Origin of the sequence: Thioclava kandeliae, from assembly GCF_040297545.1 — a bacterium.
GTDB classification, from domain to species: domain Bacteria; phylum Pseudomonadota; class Alphaproteobacteria; order Rhodobacterales; family Rhodobacteraceae; genus Thioclava; species Thioclava kandeliae.
In genome coordinates, this window is record NZ_JAYWLC010000005.1 from 240,797 (window position 1) to 263,132 (window position 22,336).

The window sequence follows — 22,336 nt, forward strand, 5'->3', positions numbered from 1 at the left end:
TTCCACCCCCTCATGTCAAGGGCAAGCGGGGCGAATCGAACACGGGCCTCTCACGAGGGTGTCATTCGCAGAAACCGACAGAAATTAACCTTTATGACGTGGTTAACAAGAAAACCCCTCGGTTTCGCCCGAGTTTTGGGCGGGTTTTCGCCATACCCCTACAGAAACAAGCGCAATTATGCGGAACAAAGCACAGTGCTTTGCTGTTCTGCACATTGAATATCAACCTCTATTGCACATCATATTGGTTCAAGAGTATGCCTCGGCGTAAGAGGTTCGCATCCTAGGGAACTTCCTGAGATTACTGGATAATACATGATTAAAACCGGCAAGCCCGCACATCGTTCTCCGAACCGCCGTCAGGTGATGGCCCATCTTGCCGCTGGCACGATGCTGGGTGGGGTATTGGCCGGTCGTCCGCTCTGGGCGCAGGAGGCCACGCAGGCCCCCGCAGAGACGCAGGCCCCGCAGCCCGAACTGCCCCCCGCCGCCGAGACCAAGCCCTTCAGCTTCGACAGTCTGACCATCGAGATGCGCGAGGCGGCCAAGCAGGATGCCGTAGCCCCCCAAAAGGTGGACGGGTTCCTCTCGGAACTGGACTATGACGCTTATCGCATGATCCGCTTCAATCCGGAGCACGCGCGTTTTGCCGATGGCGACCACCCGCAATTCACGCTTCAGGCCTTCCATATGGGCTGGCTCTTCCGCGAGCCGGTGCTGATCTACGAGATCAAGGACGGTCAGGCGCAGGCAATGACCTTCTCGACGGATGATTTCATCTACGAGCGTAAAGCCCGCGAGATCGTGCCTGAACATGCTCCACTCCCCGGGGTTGCTGGCTTCCGGCTGCATTATCCGCTCAACCGTCCCGATGTGCTCGATGAGCTGGTGGCCTTCCAGGGCGCCTCCTATTTCCGCGCGCTCGGGCGCAATTCGCAATACGGCCTGTCGGCCCGCGGCCTCGCCGTCAATACCGGCCTGTCGGTCGCAGAGGAATTCCCGCGCTTCCGCCGCTTCTGGGTGGAACGCCCTGCCGAAAACGCGCGGACCGTGACCGTCTACGCCGCGATGGACAGCGCCTCGCTGACCGGTGCCTACCGTTTCGTGATCACGCCCGGCGATGCGACCGTGATGGAGGTCACCGCGCGGCTGTTCCTGCGCAAGGATGTGCAGCAGCTCGGTGTGGCCCCGCTGACCTCGATGTTCCTCTATGCCGACCGTTCGCGCGACCGGTTCGACGATTTCCGTCCGCAGGTGCATGACAGCGACGGGCTGATGATCGTGAAAGCCAATGGCGAGCGCGTCTGGCGTCCGCTGGCCAATCCCGACCGGCTTGCCTCGAGCTATTTCAGCGAGACCGCGCCGAAAAGCTTCGGCCTCTACCAGCGCGACCGCGAGTTCGAACAGTATCAGGATGCTTGGGCCCGCTACGAGCGTCGCCCCTCCCTGAAGGTCGAGCCCACAAGCGATTGGGGTGATGGCATGGTCCGTCTGGTGGAGATCCCGTCGGAGGCGGAGGCCAATGACAATATCGTCGCGTTCTGGGTGCCCAAGGATGGCGCCAAAGCGGGACAGGAGCGGGAATTCTCCTATCGGCTCAGCTGGGGCGATCTGCCCCTTGATCCGAACGAGGACATCGCACATGTAAAGGAAACCTTCGCCGGTGCCGGCGGGGTTGCGGGCAGCAACGATAAGACCCGGAAGTTCGTAGTGGACTTCACAGGCGGGCGTATCGCGAATCTTCCGTCCGAGAAGGTTGAGGACCTGAAAGTCGTCAACACGATCAGCGGAGGGTCTATCACCAACCAGAGCTTCTCCAAGATCCCTGGCCATGACATTTGGCGCCTCGTGATGGATGTAGAAGCCGAAGAAGGCTCCACAGTGGAACTTACCGCCTACCTTGAGGGTTATGGTTCCAAGCAATCTGAAACATGGGCCTACCAATGGATCAAAGCATGACCGTAAATACCTCCCCCGCGGCGGTGGACGCCGTGACGACTGAACCGCAGGACCTCATCATGGGCCCCTGCGCCCTACCCGATGCGCCGATGGCAATGCCGGTGCAGGTGCTCGAGCGCGAAGGCGCGGGCATCTGGCAGGCGCTGCTGGCCCTTCTGCCGCAGCCGATGCGTGCGCATCGTAGCTGATCGCTGGATATAGGAAATCGAGATGACCGTCGGACGCCTGTTCCTCTGGGCTTTGCGCAGCATTGCCATTGCACTGAGCCTCGTGGCGGGCGGCGGTGCCTTCGTTCTGTTCCTCCAGTTTGGCTCGGCCGACGGTCTGGACGCGTTTGACGTCGTTCGTGCCGTTCTTATCCTGATTTCCACGCTCTGGCTGGCTTGGGGGGCCGTTCAGGCCCTGATCGGGCTGACCACCCGCGCCAAAGCGCCCGAATATGACCCGAGCGCCCCGATCAAGGGGCGCACGGTCGTGCTGATGCCGGTCTATAACGAGGACCCGCTCTATACCTTTACCCGCCTCGCCGCGATGGATGCCTCCCTGCAGGACGCCCAGACAAAGGCAGGCACTTCGGCCGAAGTGCATTTTGCCATTCTCTCCGACACCCGTAACGATCTGACCGCGCGCCGCGAGGAACTCCTCTTTGCCAAGCTCGTCAAGGAACGTAACGGAATGGGGCGGTATTATTACCGCCGCCGCGAAAACAACACCGGCAAGAAAGCCGGCAATATCGAGGATTTCATCACCCGTTCGGGCGGTGCCTATGACTTCGCTCTGATCCTTGATGCCGACAGCCTGATGGAAGGCGAAACTATCCTGCAGATGGCCCGCCGAATGGAAGCCGATCCACGGCTGGGCCTGTTGCAGACCCTGCCAAAGGTCATCCGTGCCCGCTCCTATTTCGGGCGTGCGATGCAGTTTTCCGCCGCCTTCTTCTCGCCCGTATTCGCGCGTGGCCTTGCGATGATGCAGGGGCGCACCGGTCCGTTCTGGGGCCATAACGCGATGGTGCGCACCCGTGCCTTTGCCGAGTGCTGCGGCCTGCCGACCCTGCGCGGCAAGCCGCCTTTCGGTGGCCACGTCATGAGCCACGACTACGTCGAGGCGGCGCTGCTGGCGCGCGGCGGCTGGACCGTCCGTCTGGATGACGATCTGGATGGCTCTTTCGAGGAAGGCCCCGAGAATATCGTAGATCACGCCAAACGCGACCGCCGCTGGTGTCAGGGCAACCTCCAGCATACGCGTATCATCAACGCGCCCGACCTGCGGATGTGGTCGCGTTTCGTCTTCGCGCAAGGGATCATGGCCTACATCTCGCCGTTGTTCTGGCTGGCCTTCATCCTTGCATCGGTCGGCGCGATGGCCTTTGTCGCTCCGCCCAACTACTTCCCCGAGCCCAACTGGCCCTTCCCCTATTTCCCGCCTTCGGAGGCGTCGAAAGCGATCGGTCTGTTCATCGGGATCATCGGCCTTCTGCTGCTACCGAAACTGCTGATCGCGCTGCGCTCATGGGCCGACGGAACCTCGCGCGGTTTCGGGGGCGGGCTCAACGCGCTTGCCGGCACCGTCTGCGAGTTGCTGATCAGCTCGGTCAATGCCCCGATCCTCTTGATGTTCTCGACCCGCTCGGTGCTGCAAGTGATCTTCGGTGCGGATGGTGGCTGGCCCACCAACAACCGTGGCGATGGCACGCTGGGCCTGCGCGACGGGCTCAAGGCATCGTGGTGGATCGTGCTCATCGGCGCGCTTGGAATGTGCGCGATTTTCATGTATGCACCGGGGCTGTTCTGGTGGCTTTCGCCTGTTGGCATCCCGATGATTCTGGCGCCCTTCGTCATCTCTGTGACCTCGCGTACAGCCAAGGGGAATCTCTTCGGCACCCCTACAGAATATCATGCCGCCCCGATCATGGAGCTGCATGACCGGATTCTCAACAATTGGTCGGCTGAACCGGAGGCCTCGACCATAGAGGAACAACAACATGCCTGAAACTCGGTCCGCGCGCGATCCGCGGCTGGATTTCTTCCGCGGCATCGCTCTGGCGATGATCTTCGTCAATCACATCCCCCACCAGATCTACGAGAATTTCACCTCGCGCAATTTCGGTCATTCCGATGCCGCCGAGGGCTTCGTCTTCATGTCCGGCCTTGCAGCCGCTCTGGCCTACGGGCCGAAGCTGGCTGACGGGTTCAACCGCCAGAGCTTCGGCAAGATCTGGGGCCGCTCGTGGACGCTCTATATGACACATCTGGTGATCACGTTCTGGGTCATCGCGATCTTCGCGGGTGGCGCATTGTTCTTCGGTGGTGACAAGCTGCTGGAGATGAATGCTTTCGGTCCATTGGCCGACCAGCCGTTGCAATGGCTCATCGGGCTGGCCTCCCTGACGCACCAGTTAGGCTATGTGAACATCCTGCCGATGTATGCGGTGCTGATGATCGCGGCCCCGTTCATGATCCGACTGTCGCAAACTGCGCCGTTGAAACTTCTGGCGATCTCGCTGGTGGTCTGGGCAAGCGCGGGCATGTTCCGCCTGAACTTCCCCAACTTCCCCTATGAGGGCGGCTGGTTCTTCAATCCGCTCTCGTGGCAGCTGATCTTCTGTATCGGCATCCTGACCGGCACGGCGATGCGGAGTGGCAAACGGTTTCTGGGTGTCCATAAGCCAGTGGTTATCACCGCGGCTCTCTGGCTCGTATTCTCGGCGATCTGGGTCAACAACACCTGGATGCTGCAAAATCTCGGCCCCGCGCTTGGCAGTCTGAAGGACCATGGCGTGCCCTTCTTCCTCGTGACCTTCGACAAGACCTTCCTGTCATTGCCGCGTCTGCTGCATGTGCTGGCACTGGCCTATATCCTGTCGATGCCGTTCCTCGCGCCGCAGATCGCTGCATCGAAGGCGGCTGCGCCGTTGCGCCTGCTGGGCCGTAACGGGCTGAAGATCTTTGCCTTCGGGACCGTGCTGGCGATCTTTGCACAGGCGGTCAAGGTCGTGCATCCGGGCGGCTTCGTGCAGGATAGCGTTCTGGTGCTGGGCGGGCTGGGCCTGCTTTACGCCATCGCCTGGGTCTCGGAATGGATGCGCCGCAAACCCGCCAAGCGCGAGGCCCCTGCCCCGCGCGAGGAGACCCAAGGCGATCTCCGTCCCAGTGGCCCTGCCCTGTCGCTGCCGCGGCTCTCGCTGCCCTCGACCATTCCGGTCGTCCAGCCCGAGATCCCGCGCCGCGCCGAATACTGACGCGAAATGCTAAAGCAGAAAGGCCACGGAGCGATCCGTGGCCTTTTCCCTTGGCAGATCCTGTCAAGCGGCGTCACATCGGACGTGGGCTGCCGATCAGATCTTTCAACACTTTGAGAACCGCCTGCACCTTCGCCGTGCGGTGCAAATCGACATGGGTTACCAGCCACAGAGCCGATTCCCATTCGGGGCGCGGCGGCAGAACCTCGACCATCCGGCTATCGGAGCAGCCCTCGTTATAGGGCACAAAGCCCAGACCAAGCCCCTGACGCACCGCAGCCAACTGGCTCTCGTGGTCATTGGCACGGAACACCACACATTCATCGGGCACCGCATTCGACATCCAGCGCCAGAAAGGCGCACGGCTGTCGCGCTGTTCAGGGCCGATGAAACGGTGCTGATCAAGCGTATCCTCGGTCGGCATTCCGAAACGCTCGATATAGCTCTTGCCCGCATAGAGCCCCGTGCGGTTGGCGCAGAGCTGCTGGACAACGTTATCGGGCTCGGTCGGGCGGTTGCCCGCACGGATGGCCACATGCGCCTCGCCATATTCCAGACGGAAGACGCGCTGGTCGGTCAGATAGCGCAGCTGCAATTTGGGATGATCCACCAGCATCTGCTCGAGCGCGGGGAGAATCAGGGTGGAAATCGTGGGCACCGAAGTCACGATCAACTCGCCCGAGACCTCCTCGCCCGCCCCCGCAATCCGTGCGGCCAGCTGGCTGAACTGGTCTTCTGTGGCCTGCCCTACTGCCAGAAGCTGGTGACCGGCCTCGGTGGGCGTATAGCCGCGCGGATGGCGCTGGAACAGCTTCGTGCCCAGCCGGTGCTCCAGCGCATCGACATGGCGAATCACCGTAGCATGGTGCACACCAAGCACTTCTGCGGCCCCCGACACCGTCCCCACGCGCGCGACCTGATAGGCCGTTCTGATTTCATCCCAGTTATCGAAACTCATGCTGTGCACCCGCGAACAAACTTCGTGCGATCATGCCAGTTGAGTTCGAGGTGGCAAGGGGCAATCCTGCGTCAGACTAAAAATTCCTCCCCTTTTCCTTTTATGGAGATCCCAATGTCCATTCTGCGCATCGACAGCTCGATCAAGGGCGACGCCTCCGTCACCCGCAAACTGACTGGTATGATCTGCGAAAAACTCGGTGGCGATGTCGTCACCCGTGACACCAGCACCCTTTCGCTGATCGACGGCGCATGGCTCGGCGCGGCCTATACCCCCGCCGAAAACCGCACGGCCGAGCAAAAAGAGCTGCTGAAAGTCTCCGACGAGCTGATCGCCGAGATCAAGGCCGCCGACGAGATCGTCATCGGCATGCCGCTCTACAACTTCGGCGTCACCGGCCCGCTGAAAGCATGGGTCGACATGATCTGCCGCGTTGGTGAAACCTTCCGCTACACCGAAGCCGGCCCCGAAGGTCTGGTGAACCCCAAACGCGTTTTCGTGGCCTATGCCTCGGGCGGCGTGCCGCAAGGCTCGGGTTATGATCTTGCATCGAGCTATCTCAAGCAGGTTCTGGCCTTCATCGGCCTGACCGATGTCACCTTCATCTCCGCCGAGGGCGTTGCCATGGGCGAAGCCGAAGCACTCGCGAAAGCCGAAGAGCAGATCAAAGGCCTTGCCGCCTGAGACCATCGCGCATAGCGTGCATCACAGGCCCGTAGCTTCGCGCTGCGGGCCTTTTTCATAAGGACCGCCCATGTCGACCTTTGCGCCGATGCCCGACCCGCCCTATCACGCGGTGATCTTTTCCTCGCAACTGGGGGCGGAAACCGCGGGCTATCATGAAATGGCCGAGCTTCTGGCGGATCTGGCCAGCAAACAGCCCGGCTATATCGGGGCCGAGTCGCTGCGTGACAGCCGCGGCTATGGCATCACTGTCAGCTACTGGCGCGACGCGCAGGCGGTGTTGGGCTGGAAACAGATTTCCACCCATCTGATGGCACAGAAGCTTGGCAAAGCCCGCTGGTATGACCATTACACGCTCAGGGTCGCACAGGTCGAACGCCACTATGAGGGCCCTGAGGGTCGCTAATCTGCCTTGCGCGGTTGACTCCGCACCCTTTTTTGACTAAGTCACCCAAGATTCCCCGGAGGACTAGCCCTCCGGTCCCCGCACACGGCGGGGATCGCCACCAGTCAGCGCGTTGCGCCCACTGGTGCGCTTGTCGTTTGTCTGATGCCCTTATGCAAGGAGGGAGCCATGTTCGAGAGCCTTTCAGATCGCCTTGGCGGTGTGTTCGACCGGCTGACCAAGCAGGGGGCATTGTCCGCTGATGACGTGAAGACCGCGCTGCGTGAAGTGCGCACTGCCCTGCTCGAGGCCGACGTGTCACTGCCGGTGGTGCGTTCCTTCGTGAAGGCCGTAGAGGCCAAGGCGACCGGCGCGGCCGTGACCAAATCCATCACCCCCGGCCAGCAGGTCGTGAAGATCGTCCATGACGAGCTGATCGCGATGCTTGCGGGTGATGATGAAGCTGGTGCGCTGAAGATCGACAACCCGCCTGCGCCGATCCTGATGGTCGGTCTGCAGGGCTCGGGCAAGACCACCACCACCGCCAAGCTCGCCCGCCGCCTGAAGGAGCGCGAGAAGAAACGCGTGCTGATGGCCTCGCTCGATATCTATCGCCCCGCGGCCATGGAACAGCTGGCGATTCTGGGCAACCAGATCGGCGTCGATACCCTGCCTATCGTGCAGGGCGAATCTGCCGTGCAGATTGCCAAACGTGCCAAGCAGCAGGCGATGCTGGGCGGCTATGACGTCTATATCCTCGATACCGCGGGCCGTCTGCATATCGATCAGGTGCTGATGTCCGAGGTCCAGCAGGTCCGTGACATCGCCAGCCCGCGCGAGACGCTTCTGGTGGTCGACGGGCTGACCGGTCAGGTTGCCGTCGAGGTCGCGCAGGAATTCGAGGAAAAAGTCGGCATCTCCGGCGTGGTCCTAACCCGTATGGACGGCGATGGCCGCGGCGGTGCGGCGCTGTCGATGCGCGCGACCACCGGCAAGCCGATCCGCTTCGTCGGTCTGGGCGAGAAGATGGAAGCGCTCGAGACTTTCGAGGCCGAGCGTGTGGCGGGCCGTATCCTTGGCATGGGCGATATCGTCGCCCTCGTGGAAAAAGCGCAGGAGGTCTTCGAGAAAGAGGCCGCCGAGCGTATGATGAAGCGGTTCCAGAAGGGCCTCTTCAACATGAACGACCTCAAGTCCCAGCTCGAGCAGATGCAGAAAATGGGCGGCATGCAGGGCGTGATGTCGATGATGCCGGGCATGGGCAAGATCGCCAAGCAGGCCGAATCCGCCGGCTTCGACGACAAGATGATCCGTCGCCAGATCGCGCTGATCCAGTCGATGACCAAGGAAGAGCGCGCCAAGCCCGAGATGCTGAAAGCCTCGCGCAAGGAACGTATCGCCAAGGGTGCCGGCATGGATGTGGCCGAGCTGAACAAGCTTCTGAAGATGCAGCGCCAGATGGGCGACACCATGAAGAAGCTCGGCAAGATGAAGGGCGGCGCCCTGAAACGCGCGATGGCCGCGATGACCGGCAAATTCGGCGGTCTGCCGGCGGCGGGCGAGATGGATCCCGCCAAGATGGAAGAAGCCACCAAGATGCTGGGCCAGTCCCTGCCCAAGAACATGCCCGGTCTGGGTGGCATGGGCGGCCTCGGTGGCCTCGGAGGCTTTGGTAAGAAGAAATAATGGTCGCGCCCGTCCTTCATACAGAGCGCCTGACGCTACGTCCGCATGACATGTCGGATTTCCCCGCTTTTGCGGAGGTGATGAAATCTGCGCGGGCGGCCTATATGGGCGGGCCTCATGATGTGAAGGCGGCGTGGTTCCATTTTGCTTCCGATGTGGCGCAATGGGCGCTCAAGGGCTGCGGCGCGCTAGCCGTGGTGCGCAAATCCGACCGTCAGGTCGTGGGTCAGGTGGCGCTGAACGATCTGCCGCATTTTCCCGAGCGTGAACTGGGCTGGATCGCGTTCACGGGCTTCGAAGGTCAGGGCTATATGACCGAAGCCGCGCGCAAGATGCGCGATTTCGCGGCGCTCGAGCTGCACTGGAAACGCCCTCTGGTGAGCTATATCACGCCGGGCAATGCCCGTTCGGTCGCGCTGGCCGAGCGGATCGGCGCCACGCTTGACCGTGATGCGCTGCCTGCCGTGCCGGGGCAGCTGGTTTACCGCCATCCGATGGGAGGTCAGGCATGATCGCGCTGTCCCCCACCCCCGTGCTGCATAGCGCGCGCCTCGTGCTGCGCGCGCCCGCCGCCCATGATTACGCCCATTGGCTGGCCTTCCACAAAACGGACCGTCCGAGCTTCATCCGCGTCTCGGAGAGCTTCGACGAAGGGCTTGTCTGGCGCGCATGGGCTGCCGTGATCGGCCATTGGGTCATGAAGGGCTGGGGCCCGTTCGTGCTAACCACCCACGCAAGCGATCGTGGGCTGGGGCTCGTGGGCCCGTGGCAACCGCATGGCTGGCCCGAACCCGAGATCTTGTGGCAGATCTGGGACAATGCCCATGAGGGCAAAGGGTTTGCCGCCGAGGCCGCGCAGATAGTGCGTCGCCATCTTTATACCGATCTGGGCTGGAACAGCGTGGTGAGCTATATCGCCCCCGCCAATGCCCGCTCGATCACCCTGGCCGAACGGCTTGGCTGCACGATTGATGCGACCGCCCAAGGCCCCGCAGGCAAGACCTGCCTCGTTTACCGCCATCCCAAGCCGGAGGACCTTGCATGAGTGATGCAACCGCCCGCGCCGCGGAGCTTCTGAAAGAGCATCGCGACAGTATCGACCGTCTGGATGCGGTGATGATCTATACGCTCGCCGAGCGCTTTGCCCAGACCCAGGCGGTCGGCAAGCTCAAAGCGGAACACGACCTTCCTCCCTCGGATCCCGACCGGGAGAAGACCCAGATCGCACGTCTGGAAAAACTGGCCGACGACAGCGGTCTCGACCCGGAATTCGCAAAGAAATTCCTGAATTTCGTGATCTCGGAAGTCATCCGGCATCACGAGCAGTTCCAAAAGTAACGGACCCCGAAACAGGTCCGATACCAGCCATTCAAAGGAGATCAACCCATGGCTATGAAAATCCGTCTCGCACGCGGTGGTTCCAAAAAGCGCCCCTTCTACGCAATCGTTGCTTCCGACTCGCGCATGCCGCGTGACGGCCGCTTCCTCGAGAAGCTCGGCACCTACAACCCGCTGCTGGCAAAAGACAGCGAAGAGCGCGTGAAAATGGACATGGAGCGCGTTCAGTACTGGCTGAGCAAAGGCGCGCAGCCAACCGACCGCGTTGCCCGCTTCCTCGAAAACGCCGGCGTTGTTGCCAAAACCGAGCGTAAGAACATGAAGAAAGCAGAGCCGGGCAAGAAAGCCCAAGAGCGTGCAAAAGAAAAAGCCGAGAAAGCCGCTGCTGCTGCAGAGGCATCCGAGGCCTGATCTTGGACGCGTTCAGCCCCGAGTTCCGCGAGGATCTGCACCGGTTGATGGCGTGGCGGCGCGATGTGCGCCGCTTCCGCACCGATCCGGTGCCGGACGATATCCTTGCACGGGGTCTGGACGCTTTCGCCCTCGCGCCCTCGGTCGGCCTGTCCGAACCGTGGCGCGTGGTCAATGTCGAAAGCGCCGCGGCCCGTGCTGCGGCGCTTTCCAATTTCCAGAGCGCCAATGCCGAGGCACTGGCCGCTTATCGCGCGGGTGGCGATATCGACCGCGCCACGCTCTACGCGGGGCTGAAGCTTTCGGGCATGCAGAAGGCGCCGGTGCAGCTGGCGGTGTTCTGCGATGATGCCACGACCAAAGGCGCCCGTCTGGGAGCCCGTTCGATGCCGGAGATGCGCGCCTATTCGGTGGTTGCGGCCATGACCATGATGTGGCTTGCCCTGCGTGCCGAGGGTGTGGGCATGGGCTGGGTCTCGATTCTGGACCCCGAGGCACTGGCGAAATCGCTCGATGTGCCTGACAGCTGGAAATTGATCGGTTATCTATGTATCGGCTGGCCTGAACAGGCGCAGCCTACGCCCGAGCTGGAACAGCTCGGCTGGGAGGCCCGCGAGGGGCTGGCCCGATTGGAACGGAGATGAGGCAATGACGGAACGGACCTGTGTGGGCGCAATTGCAGGGGCTTTCGGCGTCAAGGGCGAGGTGCGGCTGAAGAGCTTCTGCGCCGACCCGCTGGCCATTGCCGATTACGCGCCACTTTATACCGAGGATGGCAAACGCGCCTTCGATCTTACCGATCTGCGCGCGATCAAGGGCGGCATCGGCGCCTATCTGAGCGGTGTCGAGACCAAGGAAGAGGCCGATGCGCTGAAGGGCGTCTCGCTCTGGGTGGACCGCGACATGCTGCCCCATCTTCCCGATGACGAATTCTACCATGCCGATCTGATCGGGCTGACCGTCGTGGATACCGGCGGCGCGGTGCTCGGATCGGTGCGGGCGGTGCAGAACTATGGCGCGGGTGATTTCCTCGAGATCACCACCGCAGGCGAAAGCCAGCCGCTTCTCCTGCCCTTCACCATGGCCGTCGTGCCCACGGTTGACCTGACCGCAGGCCGTATCGTGGCTGATCCGCCCGAAGACGTCTGAGACAATGAGTGATATTCCCGAAGAGACCCCGAAAAAAGGCGTGATGCGCCTTGGCAACCTGATGGGCGTTGATGCGCAGGCCGAGAATACGCCGCCCCGCGCGACCCGCTCGCATGGGCGGGTGTCGATCAGCGCGAGCCACCAGATCCGGTCCCTGATGGACGAGCCGGTGCAGTTGGCGCGGGCGTGGAAAGCCAAGATCGTGACGCTCTTCCCCGATGCTTTTCCGGGCGTTCTGGGGCTATCGCTGACCGGAAAGGCCCGTGATCAGGGGCTATGGGGGCTTGATACGATCGATCTGCGCCGCTTTGGCGTGGGTAAGCACCGTAATGTCGACGACACGCCCGCAGGTGGCGGCGCGGGCATGGTGCTGCGCCCCGATGTGGTAGGTGCCGCCCTCAAGGAGGCCGCGCGTGGGGTGGACCCGAAGGCCGACTGGCCCGTGGTCTATATGTCGCCGCGCGGCAAGCGGTTTGATCAGGCCATGGCGCGGCGCTTTGCGGCGGCCGACGGGATGACCATTCTTTGCGGTCGCTTTGAAGGTGTGGACGAGCGCGTGCTGGAGCATTTCGGCATCAAGGAGGTCTCGATGGGCGATTTCGTTCTGACGGGGGGCGAATTACCGGCGCAAGCGATGATCGATGCGACCGTGCGCCTGTTACCGGGCGTTTTGGGCAATGCCGAATCGGCTGTGGAAGAGAGCCACTCCAACGGGCTTCTGGAGCATCCGCAATATACCCGCCCCGCCGAATGGGAAGGCCGCGCCATCCCAGATGTGCTGATGTCGGGCCATCACGGCCATATCGAGACGTGGCGCCGCGAGATGAGCGAGAAGATCACCGCCGAGCGCCGTCCCGATATGTGGGAGGCCCATCTGGCCAACACGCCCCGCAAGGCGCCCAAACGCAAGAAGGCTGATCGGAAGGACTAAGCCATGCGCTGCCTGATGCTGGATGTCGATGGGGTCATCGTGACGCATCGCAAAGGCGGCGCTTGGACCGACGGGTTGGCGCAGGATATGGGCATCCATCCCGATCGGCTCAAAGCGCTTCTGTTCCGCCAGCACTGGGAAGATATAGTGACGGGACGGGCCGATTTGCACGAGGTGCTGGAGGCCGTTCTACCGCATCTGACCCGCAGCCCTGATGCACGCGCTTTCATGGAATACTGGTTTTCGCATGATACATATCTGGATCAGGTCGTGCTGGCAGCCTGCGACACGTTGCGTCGCAGGGGCTGCCGGATCTATCTGGCCACAAACCAGGAGCACCACCGCGCACGCTATCTGATGCAGGACAAGGGCCTGGCAGACCATGTCGACGGCATGGTGTATTCTGCCGCTCTGGGCCTGCGCAAACCTGAAGCAGGGTTCTTTTCCCTCGCGGCACAGCAGGTTGGCTGCCCGCTTGACGGGCTGCTACTGGTCGATGATACCCGCGCCAATGTTACCGCCGCGCGGCGGGCCGGCTGGAAAGCCTGCCACTGGCGCCCCGATCGTGATCTGGTGACACTGGTCGAAAACGCCGATTAGGGCGCATTTGCTTTACCACACAGGCTATTCCGCGCTTGATCGGGACGGCATTTGGCCCTATAGCGCACAGGTCCGTGCCGGAATCGGTGACCGGACCTTTTTCGTTTGCCGCGCGGCGAAGGCTTCACCGCCCTAAAGCTGCATCCGGATCTGTACATAAAGGATGTCCTGTATCCTCCGGTGGGCGCATGAAGGCGGACCCGCGAAGACCCGGAGCTCTGAGGCGTGAAACCACCTTCACGGACACACCGTGAGTATATGAAAGGATATGCGATGAACCTGATCGCTCAACTCGAGGCGGAACAAATCGCCGGCCTCGGCAAAGACATTCCGGATTTCAAAGCCGGCGACACCGTTCGCGTTGGCTACAAAGTGACCGAAGGCACCCGTTCGCGCGTCCAGATGTATGAAGGCGTCTGCATCGCTCGCAAAGGCGGCGAAACGCTGGCTGCGTCGTTCACCGTCCGCAAGATCTCCTTCGGCGAAGGCGTGGAACGTGTGTTCCCGCTCTACTCGACCAACATCGACTCGATCGAAGTCGTCCGTCGTGGTCGTGTGCGCCGTGCGAAACTGTACTACCTGCGTTCGCGTCGCGGTAAATCGGCCCGTATCGCCGAAGACACCAACTACAAACCCAAAAAAGCCTGAGGAGCGGTTCGATGAAAGCGGAAATCCATCCCGACTACCACACCATCACCATCAAGATGACCGATGGTACCTCCTACGAGACCCGCACGACCTGGGGCAAAGAGGGCGACACCATGACCCTCGATATCGACCCGACCTCGCACCCGGCATGGACCGGTGCAAGCTCGCGCCTGATGGACACCGGTGGTCGCGTGTCGAAGTTCAAGAACAAATACGCGGGTCTGGGCTTCTAATCCCCCTTGCGGTATTTACGAAGGGCGTGCCATCGGCGCGCCCTTTTGCATTTCGGCAAGCGGTCCTGGCCGGAAAGACGGGCGGGATGATGTAAGCGCACATCAGTTGCCCGCGCCTCTTCGCGCTTGGCAGCTCTCCTGCGCGTGACCGCTTTCCCCGCAGCACCTTACTGCCTATAGTCACGGCAGAGACATCACCCACAAGATGACGTGAGGACGGCGAAGTTGGCGCATATCATCGTGACTGGCAATGAAAAGGGCGGATCGGGAAAATCGACCACCTCCATGCATGTGGCAACCGCGCTTGTGCGCATGGGCTGGCGCGTGGGGGCGCTGGACCTCGACCTGCGCCAGAGGTCAATGGGGCGGTATGTGGAGAACCGCCGCGCCTTCATGGCCCGCGAAGGCGTAACCCTGCCCTGCCCGGATTACCGCGTGCTGCCCGAAATCGATCCGGCCAGCCTGCCCGCGGGCGAGAACCCTTATGACTACCGGCTCTCGGCGGCCGTGACAGAGCTGGAGGATATCTGTGATTTCATCCTGATCGACTGTCCCGGATCGCATACGCGCCTCAGTCAGGTGGCGCATTCGCTGGCCGATACGCTGATCACGCCGCTCAATGACAGTTTCATCGATTTCGACCTTCTGGCGCGGATCGATCCGAACACCTCGAAGGTCACCGGACCCTCGATCTATTCCGAGATGGTCTGGTCCGCTCGCCAGTTGCGGGCCCGCGCTGGTATGAAACCCATCGACTGGATCGTGCTGCGCAACCGGCTGGGCGCACAGCAGATGCACAACAAGCGCAAGGTGGGGGCCGCGCTCGAGCAGCTGTCCAAGCGGATCGGTTTCCGCGTTGCCCCGGGCTTCTCCGAGCGGGTGATCTTCCGCGAGCTGTTCCCGCGTGGAATTACCCTGCTCGACCTGAAGGATCTGGGCGTCGAGAACCTGAACATGTCCAATATCGCGGCACGGCAAGAGCTGCGCGACCTCCTGAAGGAGTTGAACCTTCCGGGCGTCGAGGTTGATTTCTGAGCACCTGCCGCGGCACACGCGCCATCAGACGATCCGAGGCACGAACGGCACCCGCTGATTGACCCGAAACGGCGAGATGGGGCAGTTATGACGGCGTTGGCGCCGCAGCCCCAGCTCAGCCAGCCGCATATCGACCCTGTCGTGACGACGCGCGGAACAAAAGAACAGTACGGACGGCAACCGGAATACAGATGACATGATATCCTCCTGTTATAGTAACCCCGCTCAATGTAACGCGATTCGCCTTAAACGCGAAAATATCATTAGATAAATTACTACGCTTCTTTGCGTCCGAAGAATGGTGCGACCGAGGCGGAGCATGGTTGGAAGATGACAGGATCAAGGCACGGCACGCCCTCCGGACCGTATATGGGGCGGCGGGGAACTGTGCCGGCATCTAGGCCAAAGTCCCGCAAGATTCAGAATTATCATAGGCATAGTATACATATGCATACAGCGCATAGCTGCCAGACTATGGACAATCACGGAGCATAAAGGAACTCTGGTTATGATAAGCTACCACCAAACGCTGGTCTGGGCGGGTGCCGAGGAGCCCCGCTGCAATTCGGCCCGAAGGTAGCACCTGAGGAGGACCCCAATGAGCTTTGATGTAAAAGTTAGTTCTTCACGCATTCGCAGTGATGTTTTCAAACAGAAAATCATGTCCGCCGAAGATGCCGCAGCCCTGATCGATCCGGGCGCCATCATCGGCATGTCGGGCTTTACCGGCTCGGGCTATCCCAAGGCCGTGCCGCAGGCACTGGCCGCCCGAATCGAAGCGGCCCATACCCGCGGCGAGCAGTTCAAAGTGTCCATTTGGACCGGCGCCTCTACCGGCCCCGAACTGGATGGCGCCTTGGCCAAGGCCAATGGCATCGACTTCCGCCTCCCCTTCAACTCCGACCCTATCGCGCGGGCGCAGATCAATAGCGGCCAGATGTCCTATTTCGACATCCACCTGAGCCAGGTTGCGCCGATGGCATGGGAAGGGTTTCTGGGCAAGCTCGATACCGCTGTGATCGAGATCTCCGGTATCACCGAGGACGGCCAGCTGATCCCGTCCTCCTCCGTCGGCAACAACAAGACGTGGCTCGAACTGGCCGACAAGATCATCCTCGAGGTCAACAGCTGGCAGACCGAGCTGCTGGACGGGATGCACGACATTTACTACGGCACCGCCCTGCCGCCCCATCGCAAACCGATCCCGATCCTGAAATCCGACGACCGGATCGGCCAGCCCTATTTCAACGTCGATCCTTCCAAGGTGGTGGCGGTGGTGCTGACCGACAGCCCCGACCGCAACGCCCCCTTCGCGCCGCCAGATGACACCGCCAATGCGATTGCGGGCCATATCCTGGACTTCCTCAAATGGGAGGCAAAGCGCGCGGGCCTGCCCAATTCGCTCCTGCCGCTGCAATCGGGCGTGGGCAACGTGCCCAATGCCGTGATGGCCGGCCTGATCGACACGCCGTTCGAGGATATGACCGCCTTCACCGAGGTGATCCAGGACGGGATGCTCGACATGCTCGAGGCGGGCACTTTGCGCATGGCCTCGGCCACGGCCTTCTCGCTCTCGCCCGAAAAGGCCGAGTATTTCAATGATAACGCCGCCTTCTTCCGCGACAAGCTGCTGCTGCGCCAGCAGGATATCTCGAACAATCCCGAACTTGTGCGTCGTCTGGGCTGTATCGCGATGAACGGGCTGATCGAGGCGGATATTTATGGCAACGTCAACTCGACGCAGATCATGGGCTCGAAGATGCAGAACGGTATCGGCGGCTCGGGAGATTTCTCGCGCAATGCCTATGTGTCGATCTTCATGACGCCCTCCACGGCAAAAGGTGGCGCGATCTCGGCCATCGTGCCGATGGTCAGCCATACCGACCATATCAATCAGGATGTGCAGGTGATTGTGACCGAACAGGGTCTGGCCGATCTGCGCGGGCTCTCGCCCAAACAGCGTGCCGAGAAGATCATCGAGACCTGCGCCCATCCCCATTACCGCCCTATGCTGCGCGATTATTACGAGCGTGCGAAAAAGGGCAGCTATGCGCAGCAGAGCCCGCATCTGCTGAATGAGGCGCTGAGCTGGCACCAGCGATTCATCGATACAGGCTCGATGAAGCCCTGAGGCAGCCCTTCTCACTGGAACCAGATCACCTCTGCGGGGTTCACCCGCAGAGGTATTTTTATGCAGCACTCCAGCGACAACAATCATTCCGTCACCGATATCGTCCGCACCATCGACAGCCGCGCCCAAGGCGTGGACAGGCTGCGGATCGAGGATATTCTGGGCTCGCTCGGCGGGGCCTCTTTCGTGCCGGTGCTTCTGGTGCCTGCCCTCTTCGTGGTCAGCCCGCTTTCGGGCATCCCGCTCTTTTCCAGCGCCTGCGGTATCCTGATCGCGCTGATCTCGGCGCAGATGCTGCTCGGGCGGCGCCATCTCTGGCTGCCGGGTCTGCTGACCAACCGTCATATCGCTGGCGACAAACTGCGCAAGGCCACCGACAAACTGCAAGGCGTGGCACGGTGGATGGACAGCCACACCCGCGAACGGCTACGATTTTTCACCCATCGTCCCTTCCGCTGGGTGACGCAGGCGGCCTGCCTTCTCTGCGGGGCCGCCATGCCGTTTCTCGAACTGGTGCCCTTCAGCTCGTCGATCCTCGGCGTGGCCGTCACCCTTCTGGCGCTCTCTTTGCTGGTGCGCGACGGGCTGATCGCCCTGATCGGACTGTGCTTTATCGGGATGGCCGTGGGTGTGGGCTATTGGGCCATCAGCAGCGGTGTGGTCTGATCAGGTCAGCAAAAGCACGAGTGCGGGGAAAGCAATGATCAGCCCGATCCGCACGATATCCATCGCCACAAAGGGCACCAGCCCGCGGAAGATCGTGCCCAAGGCCACATCCGGCACCACCGAGCGCAGGACGAAGGCGTTCATCCCCACGGGCGGCGTGATATAGCTGATCTCGGTGATCACCACGACAAAGATCCCGAACCATATCAGGTCGAACCCTTGGGCTGCCACGATCGGGTAGAAGACCGGGACGGTCAGCATGATCATCGAGAGCCCTTCAAGCATGCAGCCCAGCACCAGATAGATCACAAGAATGGCCAAGATCATCGCCATCGGGCTGTCACCAAAGACCGAGAGCCAGCTCTGGATATCACTCGTCATACCCGACATGTTGACATAATTGGTGAAACTCAGCGCACCGAAGAGGATGAAGAACATCATCGCCGTGGTCTTCATCGTGTCATAGAGCACGTTGACGAGCCCGCCCCACGAGAACTTGCCCGACCCGATCACCAGCAACAGCGCCCCCGCCGCGCCCATCCCGGCGCTCTCGGTGGGGGTAAAGACGCCCAGATAGATGCCGCCCATCACGAACACAAACAGCACCAGTGCCCCTGCCGTGCCTTTGAGCGCGCGGATACGGGCGCCCAGCGGCAGTTTATCCTCGACCGGAAGGTCGATCCCGCGCATCCGGATCGAGATCTTCACCGCCAGCGCATAGCCGATGATCCCGATGATCCCCGGAATGATGCCTGCCAGAAACAGCTTGCCGATATCCTGCTGCGTCATGATCCCGTAAAAGACCAAGATGACCGAGGGCGGGATCAGAATACCCAGCGTGCCACCGGCGGCAATGGAGGCCGTCGAGAGCCGGTCGGGATAGCCGAAACGCCGCATCGAGGGCAGCGAGATCCGCGTCATGGTGGCTGCTGTGGCCATGGACGAGCCGCAGACGGAGGAAAATGCCCCGCAGGCGATCACCGTGGCCATTGCCAGCCCGCCCTTCTTGTGGCGCAACCACGCATAGGCGGAATTGTAGAGTTCGGACGCGATGCCCGATTGCACCACGAAATTGCCCATCATCAGGAAGAGCGGCAGCACCGAGAGCGAGTAATCGCGCCCGTTGTCGAAAAACGCCGAGCCGATCAGCGACAGCGCGGGCGTCCAGCCGATGATCGTGGCCACGCCCACAAGCCCCACGCCCGCAAGCGCGAAGGCAATCGGCACACCGCCCAACAACAATGCGATAAGGATCGCCAGACCGACAGGCCAATGCTCCATCACCGCCCCCTGACCTGAAGACGGAACTGGCGGAGCGCGGCGACAAGCGTCAATACCACGCCCACCGCACAGCACAGCGCGCAGAGATAGCCCAGAGGCGCAATCGGCAAGCGCAACGAATTGGTCGCCTCGCCATAGCTGGCTTTCTGCGCCGCATAGACCCAGATCCGCCACGAGACCACGCCCAGCACCACCACCGAAAAGACCGACACCGCCAGCTCGCGCCATGGCTGGAGCCATGCGGGCAGCCGGTCGATCACCAGATCTACGGTCACATGGTCACGGTCGAAACAGACCGCAGGCAGGCCGAGGAAGATTACCGCACAGAGCAGCATCTCGGTCAGTTCGGTCGCCCCGATCAGCGGCGCGTTGAACAGATAGCGCCCGATGACATCCACCACCGTCAGCCCCATCATCGCCAGCAGCATCGCGCCGCATAATAGTCCCAGCGCCAACCGCGGGCCATTGCGCGGCACCACGGGCGCCTTGCGGCCCGAGGACGGATCCGTCTCGGGCACGCGCGGAAAATTGTCTCGGGTCACGGGTTACTCGGCCGTTTCTTTGGCAATCTCGGAGGTCAGGAACTCATAGGCCGCCTGCCCGTCGATACCGGTGCTGGAGGCCTCCTCGATCTTGGCATCCACCAGGGGCTGCAGTGCGGTTTTCCATGCGTCCATCTGCGCATCGGTTGCGGGCGTGATCGCGATCTTGCCTTCCATCGCCGCGCGGCCCTTCTCGTCGGCGGCATCCCACATCTGGCCCGCCTTGCGCGCCAGTGCCTCACCCGTCACCGAATTGATCTCGTCCTGCACTTCCGGCGAAAGCGCCTCCCATTTCGCCTTGTTCATGACGATATAGAAGGAGGTGTTATACAGCCCGCCATCAACGGCAATCGCCTTATCAAGCTGCGGAATCAGCTTGAAGAAATTCACCGATTCATAGGGGAAGGTGATGCCATCCGCCACGCCCTGGCTCAACAGCTCGTAGGATTTGGACGACGGTCCCTCGACAGGCACAGCACCCAGTTTCGAGACCACCTCATGCACGATGCCCCCGCCTACGCGGATCTTGCGCCCCTTGAGCACATCCACATCCGAGACATCGCCCTCCTTCAGGAAAACCTCACCCGGACCATGGCTGAAAACGGCCAGCACATGGACATCATCATATTCGCCCGCATCCCGCAGCATGGTGTGGAAGGTGCGCCAGTAGGCAACCGAGATCGCTTCGGCAGAATTGCCCAGGAAAGGCAGCTCGACAATATTGGTGGTCTTGAACCGGCCCGGATTATAGCCTTGCACCCCGAAGGTAATATCGGCCACCCCATTGACGGCGAAATCGAAATGCGCAGCGGGCGGCCCTAGTGGTGCCGGCAGGAGCGTGGCTTTCACCTCGCCATGGGTCGCCTCCTCGATCGCCTGCGTCATCGGCACGATCAGCTCCGAGACCAGCGGATGCGAGGGCGGAAGCCAGTTGGCGACGGTCAGAGTGGTCTGCGCCGCGACCGGCAAAGCGAGCGCCATGAATGCGGCAGAAGACAACAAAGCAAAACGGGTCATTGGCGGAACCTTCCTGTAACTATGCTCCGAATTTTCCCGATATTAGGCCCGCCCGATCACAAGATGGAAGGCATCCGCTCGCGAGTTCTTGAAGGTTGCGCCTTCCCTGCCACAAGCGCCCGCAAAATATGCAGGCGCATCGCGGTCAGGATCTTGTCAGCCCCACCGCAACCGATTAGACCCGCTCAGGCGCATGCGGCTTCGCTTGAGCGCTGCGGATGGGTGGCCGAGTGGTTTAAGGCTCTAGTCTTGAAAACTAGCGTGCGGGGAACCGTACCGTGGGTTCGAATCCCACCCCATCCGCCAACAAGTCAGCACAAGAATATGATTTAATTGAATTAAATCTGCGATTATCCCTACCGGCGCCCCACAATATTTACGATAAATCTCCACTGGCCATATCCTTTCAGATCGTTTTGATGAGGATCAGTCGAACTCATGTGGCACGATGCCCTCAGAATCGGCCAATCCCTTGGACACAAGATGTGACCGAGCGCCTACCTTAATAGGGGCGTCGTCATGTCTTATGACACCTACCAATTCAGCCTTTTCCCTACTCCAACTCGCGCGAAAGAGCCGTCTCGTGCCACGCCCCAGCCTAGCGCTGTAGCAGGTGCCAAATCGCGGCACATCACGCCTTCCGCACCGCAAGAAACCCGAAAGCAAGCCAACGCTGCTCTCCCTGTGGCCGAAGCGAGCCCGCGCTTTATCTCCGTGGGTGAAGTGGCCCAGCGCTATTCGGTTTCCGTGCGGACCATCTGCCGCTGGCTCAAGATCGATAAATTTCCGCAGCCCTACCGGTTTGGGTCCGGCATGACCCGCTGGGCAATTACGGATCTCGATGCGCATGATCTCCTGCGGGCACAGGAGCGCAAGCAATGAGCCGCAACTATACCAGTATCCGCCCGAAGCTTGATCGCGTTTACAGCGTCGAGCAGGTGGTCTCGCTCTACAGTATCTGTCGCAACACGTTGGGAAATTCGATCGCCAGCGGCCTACTCCCCCCTGATGCAAATCAACCGCGCATTTTTCGTGGCGCGGAGCTCGCGCGCTTCCATCAGGAGCGCGCTGGGATCAAGACACCGCTCCGGCGCGGCAAATTCAAGTGCATGAGCTGCAAGGCCCGTGTCTTCCCTGACCTCTCGACGCTCCGCTTTCTGATCGTGTCCCAACTGATGGTGTAGCTCATAGCGGGCCTCGTGCTGACTGGCGGGCCGAGCTGATCAGTCGCGCTGCGCTGCAGGCAAGCTGACCACGACATCATCGCAGATTGGCGCCAGCGTTTCCAGTGTCATGTATCGACCGCGCTGGACGGTCCATGCTTCGGTCTGCTCCATCAGGATCGCGACCTATGAGGCGGCGGATCGAAGCCTCATTAGGAAAGATCCCGACCACGTCCGTGCGGCGCTTGATCTCGCCGTTTAGGCGCTCAATCGGATTT

26 protein-coding genes, 1 tRNA gene and 1 pseudogene are annotated in these 22,336 nt (G+C 61.4%); 23 read left to right on the plus strand and 5 right to left on the minus strand.

Annotated features, from left to right (window positions below):
* Positions 1-315: 315 nt before the first annotated feature.
* Genes VSX56_RS08935 through VSX56_RS08950 form a run of 4 tightly spaced genes read left to right on the plus strand, consistent with a single transcriptional unit; the run spans position 316 to position 5,200 of the window.
* On the plus strand, positions 316-1,959 hold the full coding sequence (locus VSX56_RS08935) for an OpgD/OpgG family glucan biosynthesis protein (protein ID WP_339114116.1): 1,644 nt from the start codon (positions 316-318) through the stop codon (positions 1,957-1,959).
* Positions 1,956-2,147 carry a hypothetical protein gene (locus VSX56_RS08940; RefSeq protein ID WP_350936509.1) on the plus strand — a complete coding sequence of 64 codons (192 nt, stop codon included), beginning with the start codon at positions 1,956-1,958 and terminating at the stop codon, positions 2,145-2,147. Before VSX56_RS08935 ends, VSX56_RS08940 begins: the two co-directional genes overlap by 4 nt.
* A gap of 22 nt (positions 2,148-2,169) precedes the next feature.
* Positions 2,170-3,951 carry a glucans biosynthesis glucosyltransferase MdoH gene (gene mdoH, locus VSX56_RS08945; RefSeq protein WP_350936511.1) on the plus strand — a complete coding sequence of 594 codons (1,782 nt, stop codon included), beginning with the start codon at positions 2,170-2,172 and terminating at the stop codon, positions 3,949-3,951.
* A complete protein-coding gene (locus tag VSX56_RS08950; RefSeq protein ID WP_350936513.1) occupies positions 3,944-5,200 on the plus strand; it encodes an OpgC family protein in 1,257 nt (418 codons plus the stop codon). The genes mdoH and VSX56_RS08950 overlap by 8 nt, the downstream gene beginning before the upstream one ends.
* A gap of 73 nt (positions 5,201-5,273) precedes the next feature.
* On the opposite strand, the gene VSX56_RS08955 is transcribed toward VSX56_RS08950, so the two are convergent.
* Entirely contained in the window at positions 5,274-6,158 is an 885-nt protein-coding gene (locus VSX56_RS08955) for a LysR family transcriptional regulator (protein ID WP_339114112.1), read from the minus strand.
* A 114-nt stretch (positions 6,159-6,272) separates the two neighbouring features.
* Here VSX56_RS08955 and VSX56_RS08960 point away from each other — a divergent pair, with 114 nt between their 5' ends.
* The 16 genes from VSX56_RS08960 (at position 6,273) to VSX56_RS09035 (ending at position 18,055) form a co-directional block, all read left to right on the plus strand.
* Positions 6,273-6,842 carry an FMN-dependent NADH-azoreductase gene (locus VSX56_RS08960; RefSeq protein ID WP_339114111.1) on the plus strand — a complete coding sequence of 190 codons (570 nt, stop codon included), beginning with the start codon at positions 6,273-6,275 and terminating at the stop codon, positions 6,840-6,842.
* Between the two features lie 70 nt (positions 6,843-6,912).
* A complete protein-coding gene (locus tag VSX56_RS08965; RefSeq protein WP_339114110.1) occupies positions 6,913-7,248 on the plus strand; it encodes an antibiotic biosynthesis monooxygenase family protein in 336 nt (111 codons plus the stop codon).
* A 168-nt stretch (positions 7,249-7,416) separates the two neighbouring features.
* On the plus strand, positions 7,417-8,913 hold the full coding sequence (gene ffh / locus VSX56_RS08970; protein WP_350936516.1) for a signal recognition particle protein: 1,497 nt from the start codon (positions 7,417-7,419) through the stop codon (positions 8,911-8,913).
* A complete protein-coding gene (locus VSX56_RS08975) occupies positions 8,913-9,425 on the plus strand; it encodes a GNAT family N-acetyltransferase (RefSeq protein WP_339114108.1) in 513 nt (170 codons plus the stop codon). Before ffh ends, VSX56_RS08975 begins: the two co-directional genes overlap by 1 nt.
* Positions 9,422-9,958, plus strand: coding sequence for a GNAT family N-acetyltransferase (locus VSX56_RS08980; protein WP_339114107.1), 537 nt, complete (start codon positions 9,422-9,424; stop codon positions 9,956-9,958). The genes VSX56_RS08975 and VSX56_RS08980 overlap by 4 nt, the downstream gene beginning before the upstream one ends.
* Positions 9,955-10,251, plus strand: a complete 297-nt coding sequence (locus VSX56_RS08985; RefSeq protein ID WP_339114106.1) for a chorismate mutase — start codon at positions 9,955-9,957, stop codon at positions 10,249-10,251. The genes VSX56_RS08980 and VSX56_RS08985 overlap by 4 nt, the downstream gene beginning before the upstream one ends.
* 48 nt (positions 10,252-10,299) lie before the next feature.
* A complete protein-coding gene (rpsP, locus tag VSX56_RS08990; RefSeq protein WP_339114105.1) occupies positions 10,300-10,662 on the plus strand; it encodes a 30S ribosomal protein S16 in 363 nt (120 codons plus the stop codon).
* A 2-nt stretch (positions 10,663-10,664) separates the two neighbouring features.
* On the plus strand, positions 10,665-11,306 hold the full coding sequence (gene bluB / locus VSX56_RS08995) for a 5,6-dimethylbenzimidazole synthase (RefSeq protein ID WP_339114104.1): 642 nt from the start codon (positions 10,665-10,667) through the stop codon (positions 11,304-11,306).
* A gap of 4 nt (positions 11,307-11,310) precedes the next feature.
* The gene (gene rimM / locus VSX56_RS09000) at positions 11,311-11,811 is read left to right on the plus strand and encodes a ribosome maturation factor RimM (RefSeq protein WP_339108363.1); all 501 of its coding nucleotides are present in this window, start codon (positions 11,311-11,313) and stop codon (positions 11,809-11,811) included.
* Positions 11,812-11,872: 61 nt separating this feature from the next.
* A complete protein-coding gene (gene trmD, locus VSX56_RS09005; protein WP_339114456.1) occupies positions 11,873-12,742 on the plus strand; it encodes a tRNA (guanosine(37)-N1)-methyltransferase TrmD in 870 nt (289 codons plus the stop codon).
* Positions 12,743-12,745: 3 nt separating this feature from the next.
* Complete coding sequence (locus tag VSX56_RS09010; RefSeq protein WP_350936520.1) at positions 12,746-13,342, plus strand: HAD family hydrolase; 597 nt, start codon at positions 12,746-12,748, stop codon at positions 13,340-13,342.
* Between the two features lie 273 nt (positions 13,343-13,615).
* A complete protein-coding gene (gene rplS / locus VSX56_RS09015) occupies positions 13,616-13,990 on the plus strand; it encodes a 50S ribosomal protein L19 (protein ID WP_339114102.1) in 375 nt (124 codons plus the stop codon).
* Positions 13,991-14,001: 11 nt separating this feature from the next.
* Entirely contained in the window at positions 14,002-14,223 is a 222-nt protein-coding gene (gene rpmE / locus VSX56_RS09020) for a 50S ribosomal protein L31 (protein ID WP_339114101.1), read from the plus strand.
* A 225-nt stretch (positions 14,224-14,448) separates the two neighbouring features.
* Complete coding sequence (locus tag VSX56_RS09025) at positions 14,449-15,258, plus strand: division plane positioning ATPase MipZ (RefSeq protein ID WP_339114100.1); 810 nt, start codon at positions 14,449-14,451, stop codon at positions 15,256-15,258.
* Between the two features lie 598 nt (positions 15,259-15,856).
* Complete coding sequence (scpC, locus tag VSX56_RS09030) at positions 15,857-17,389, plus strand: succinyl-CoA:acetate CoA-transferase ScpC (RefSeq protein WP_350936523.1); 1,533 nt, start codon at positions 15,857-15,859, stop codon at positions 17,387-17,389.
* Positions 17,390-17,449: 60 nt separating this feature from the next.
* Positions 17,450-18,055, plus strand: coding sequence for an exopolysaccharide biosynthesis protein (locus tag VSX56_RS09035; RefSeq protein WP_339114098.1), 606 nt, complete (start codon positions 17,450-17,452; stop codon positions 18,053-18,055).
* Here VSX56_RS09035 and VSX56_RS09040 read toward each other — a convergent pair whose 3' ends face one another.
* Genes VSX56_RS09040 through VSX56_RS09050 form a run of 3 tightly spaced genes read right to left on the minus strand, consistent with a single transcriptional unit; the run spans position 18,056 to position 20,895 of the window.
* Entirely contained in the window at positions 18,056-19,336 is a 1,281-nt protein-coding gene (locus tag VSX56_RS09040) for a TRAP transporter large permease (RefSeq protein WP_339114097.1), read from the minus strand.
* The gene (locus VSX56_RS09045; protein ID WP_339114096.1) at positions 19,336-19,878 is read right to left on the minus strand and encodes a TRAP transporter small permease; all 543 of its coding nucleotides are present in this window, start codon (positions 19,876-19,878) and stop codon (positions 19,336-19,338) included. Before VSX56_RS09045 ends, VSX56_RS09040 begins: the two co-directional genes overlap by 1 nt.
* A gap of 3 nt (positions 19,879-19,881) precedes the next feature.
* On the minus strand, positions 19,882-20,895 hold the full coding sequence (locus VSX56_RS09050; protein ID WP_350936526.1) for a TRAP transporter substrate-binding protein: 1,014 nt from the start codon (positions 20,893-20,895) through the stop codon (positions 19,882-19,884).
* A 216-nt stretch (positions 20,896-21,111) separates the two neighbouring features.
* Between VSX56_RS09050 and VSX56_RS09055 the strand changes: the two genes are divergently transcribed.
* The 3 genes from VSX56_RS09055 to VSX56_RS09065 all read left to right on the plus strand — a co-directional run bounded on the left by VSX56_RS09055 (position 21,112) and on the right by VSX56_RS09065 (position 22,079).
* Positions 21,112-21,201: transfer RNA gene (locus VSX56_RS09055), tRNA-Ser, on the plus strand.
* A gap of 213 nt (positions 21,202-21,414) precedes the next feature.
* Entirely contained in the window at positions 21,415-21,777 is a 363-nt protein-coding gene (locus tag VSX56_RS09060) for a helix-turn-helix transcriptional regulator (RefSeq protein WP_339114094.1), read from the plus strand.
* Complete coding sequence (locus VSX56_RS09065; RefSeq protein ID WP_350936529.1) at positions 21,774-22,079, plus strand: hypothetical protein; 306 nt, start codon at positions 21,774-21,776, stop codon at positions 22,077-22,079. The genes VSX56_RS09060 and VSX56_RS09065 overlap by 4 nt, the downstream gene beginning before the upstream one ends.
* A gap of 39 nt (positions 22,080-22,118) precedes the next feature.
* Here the strand turns inward: VSX56_RS09065 and VSX56_RS09070 are convergent.
* A pseudogene (locus VSX56_RS09070) lies at positions 22,119-22,336 on the minus strand (transposase); the annotation flags it as partial.

What these genes read in the sequence shown, in the direction of transcription:
- VSX56_RS08935 (WP_339114116.1), top strand. Translation starts at nt 316, where the DNA reads ATGATTAAAACCGGCAAGCCCGCACATCGTTCTCCGAACCGCCGTCAG.
- VSX56_RS08940 (WP_350936509.1), top strand. Translation starts at nt 1,956, where the DNA reads ATGACCGTAAATACCTCCCCCGCGGCGGTGGACGCCGTGACGACTGAA.
- mdoH (WP_350936511.1), top strand. Translation starts at nt 2,170, where the DNA reads ATGACCGTCGGACGCCTGTTCCTCTGGGCTTTGCGCAGCATTGCCATT.
- VSX56_RS08950 (WP_350936513.1), top strand. Translation starts at nt 3,944, where the DNA reads ATGCCTGAAACTCGGTCCGCGCGCGATCCGCGGCTGGATTTCTTCCGC.
- VSX56_RS08955 (WP_339114112.1), bottom strand. Translation starts at nt 6,158, where the DNA reads ATGAGTTTCGATAACTGGGATGAAATCAGAACGGCCTATCAGGTCGCG.
- VSX56_RS08960 (WP_339114111.1), top strand. Translation starts at nt 6,273, where the DNA reads ATGTCCATTCTGCGCATCGACAGCTCGATCAAGGGCGACGCCTCCGTC.
- VSX56_RS08965 (WP_339114110.1), top strand. Translation starts at nt 6,913, where the DNA reads ATGTCGACCTTTGCGCCGATGCCCGACCCGCCCTATCACGCGGTGATC.
- ffh (WP_350936516.1), top strand. Translation starts at nt 7,417, where the DNA reads ATGTTCGAGAGCCTTTCAGATCGCCTTGGCGGTGTGTTCGACCGGCTG.
- VSX56_RS08975 (WP_339114108.1), top strand. Translation starts at nt 8,913, where the DNA reads ATGGTCGCGCCCGTCCTTCATACAGAGCGCCTGACGCTACGTCCGCAT.
- VSX56_RS08980 (WP_339114107.1), top strand. Translation starts at nt 9,422, where the DNA reads ATGATCGCGCTGTCCCCCACCCCCGTGCTGCATAGCGCGCGCCTCGTG.
- VSX56_RS08985 (WP_339114106.1), top strand. Translation starts at nt 9,955, where the DNA reads ATGAGTGATGCAACCGCCCGCGCCGCGGAGCTTCTGAAAGAGCATCGC.
- rpsP (WP_339114105.1), top strand. Translation starts at nt 10,300, where the DNA reads ATGGCTATGAAAATCCGTCTCGCACGCGGTGGTTCCAAAAAGCGCCCC.
- rimM (WP_339108363.1), top strand. Translation starts at nt 11,311, where the DNA reads ATGACGGAACGGACCTGTGTGGGCGCAATTGCAGGGGCTTTCGGCGTC.
- trmD (WP_339114456.1), top strand. Translation starts at nt 11,873, where the DNA reads ATGGGCGTTGATGCGCAGGCCGAGAATACGCCGCCCCGCGCGACCCGC.
- VSX56_RS09010 (WP_350936520.1), top strand. Translation starts at nt 12,746, where the DNA reads ATGCGCTGCCTGATGCTGGATGTCGATGGGGTCATCGTGACGCATCGC.
- rplS (WP_339114102.1), top strand. Translation starts at nt 13,616, where the DNA reads ATGAACCTGATCGCTCAACTCGAGGCGGAACAAATCGCCGGCCTCGGC.
- rpmE (WP_339114101.1), top strand. Translation starts at nt 14,002, where the DNA reads ATGAAAGCGGAAATCCATCCCGACTACCACACCATCACCATCAAGATG.
- scpC (WP_350936523.1), top strand. Translation starts at nt 15,857, where the DNA reads ATGAGCTTTGATGTAAAAGTTAGTTCTTCACGCATTCGCAGTGATGTT.
- VSX56_RS09035 (WP_339114098.1), top strand. Translation starts at nt 17,450, where the DNA reads ATGCAGCACTCCAGCGACAACAATCATTCCGTCACCGATATCGTCCGC.
- VSX56_RS09040 (WP_339114097.1), bottom strand. Translation starts at nt 19,336, where the DNA reads ATGGAGCATTGGCCTGTCGGTCTGGCGATCCTTATCGCATTGTTGTTG.
- VSX56_RS09050 (WP_350936526.1), bottom strand. Translation starts at nt 20,895, where the DNA reads ATGACCCGTTTTGCTTTGTTGTCTTCTGCCGCATTCATGGCGCTCGCT.
- VSX56_RS09060 (WP_339114094.1), top strand. Translation starts at nt 21,415, where the DNA reads ATGTCTTATGACACCTACCAATTCAGCCTTTTCCCTACTCCAACTCGC.
- VSX56_RS09065 (WP_350936529.1), top strand. Translation starts at nt 21,774, where the DNA reads ATGAGCCGCAACTATACCAGTATCCGCCCGAAGCTTGATCGCGTTTAC.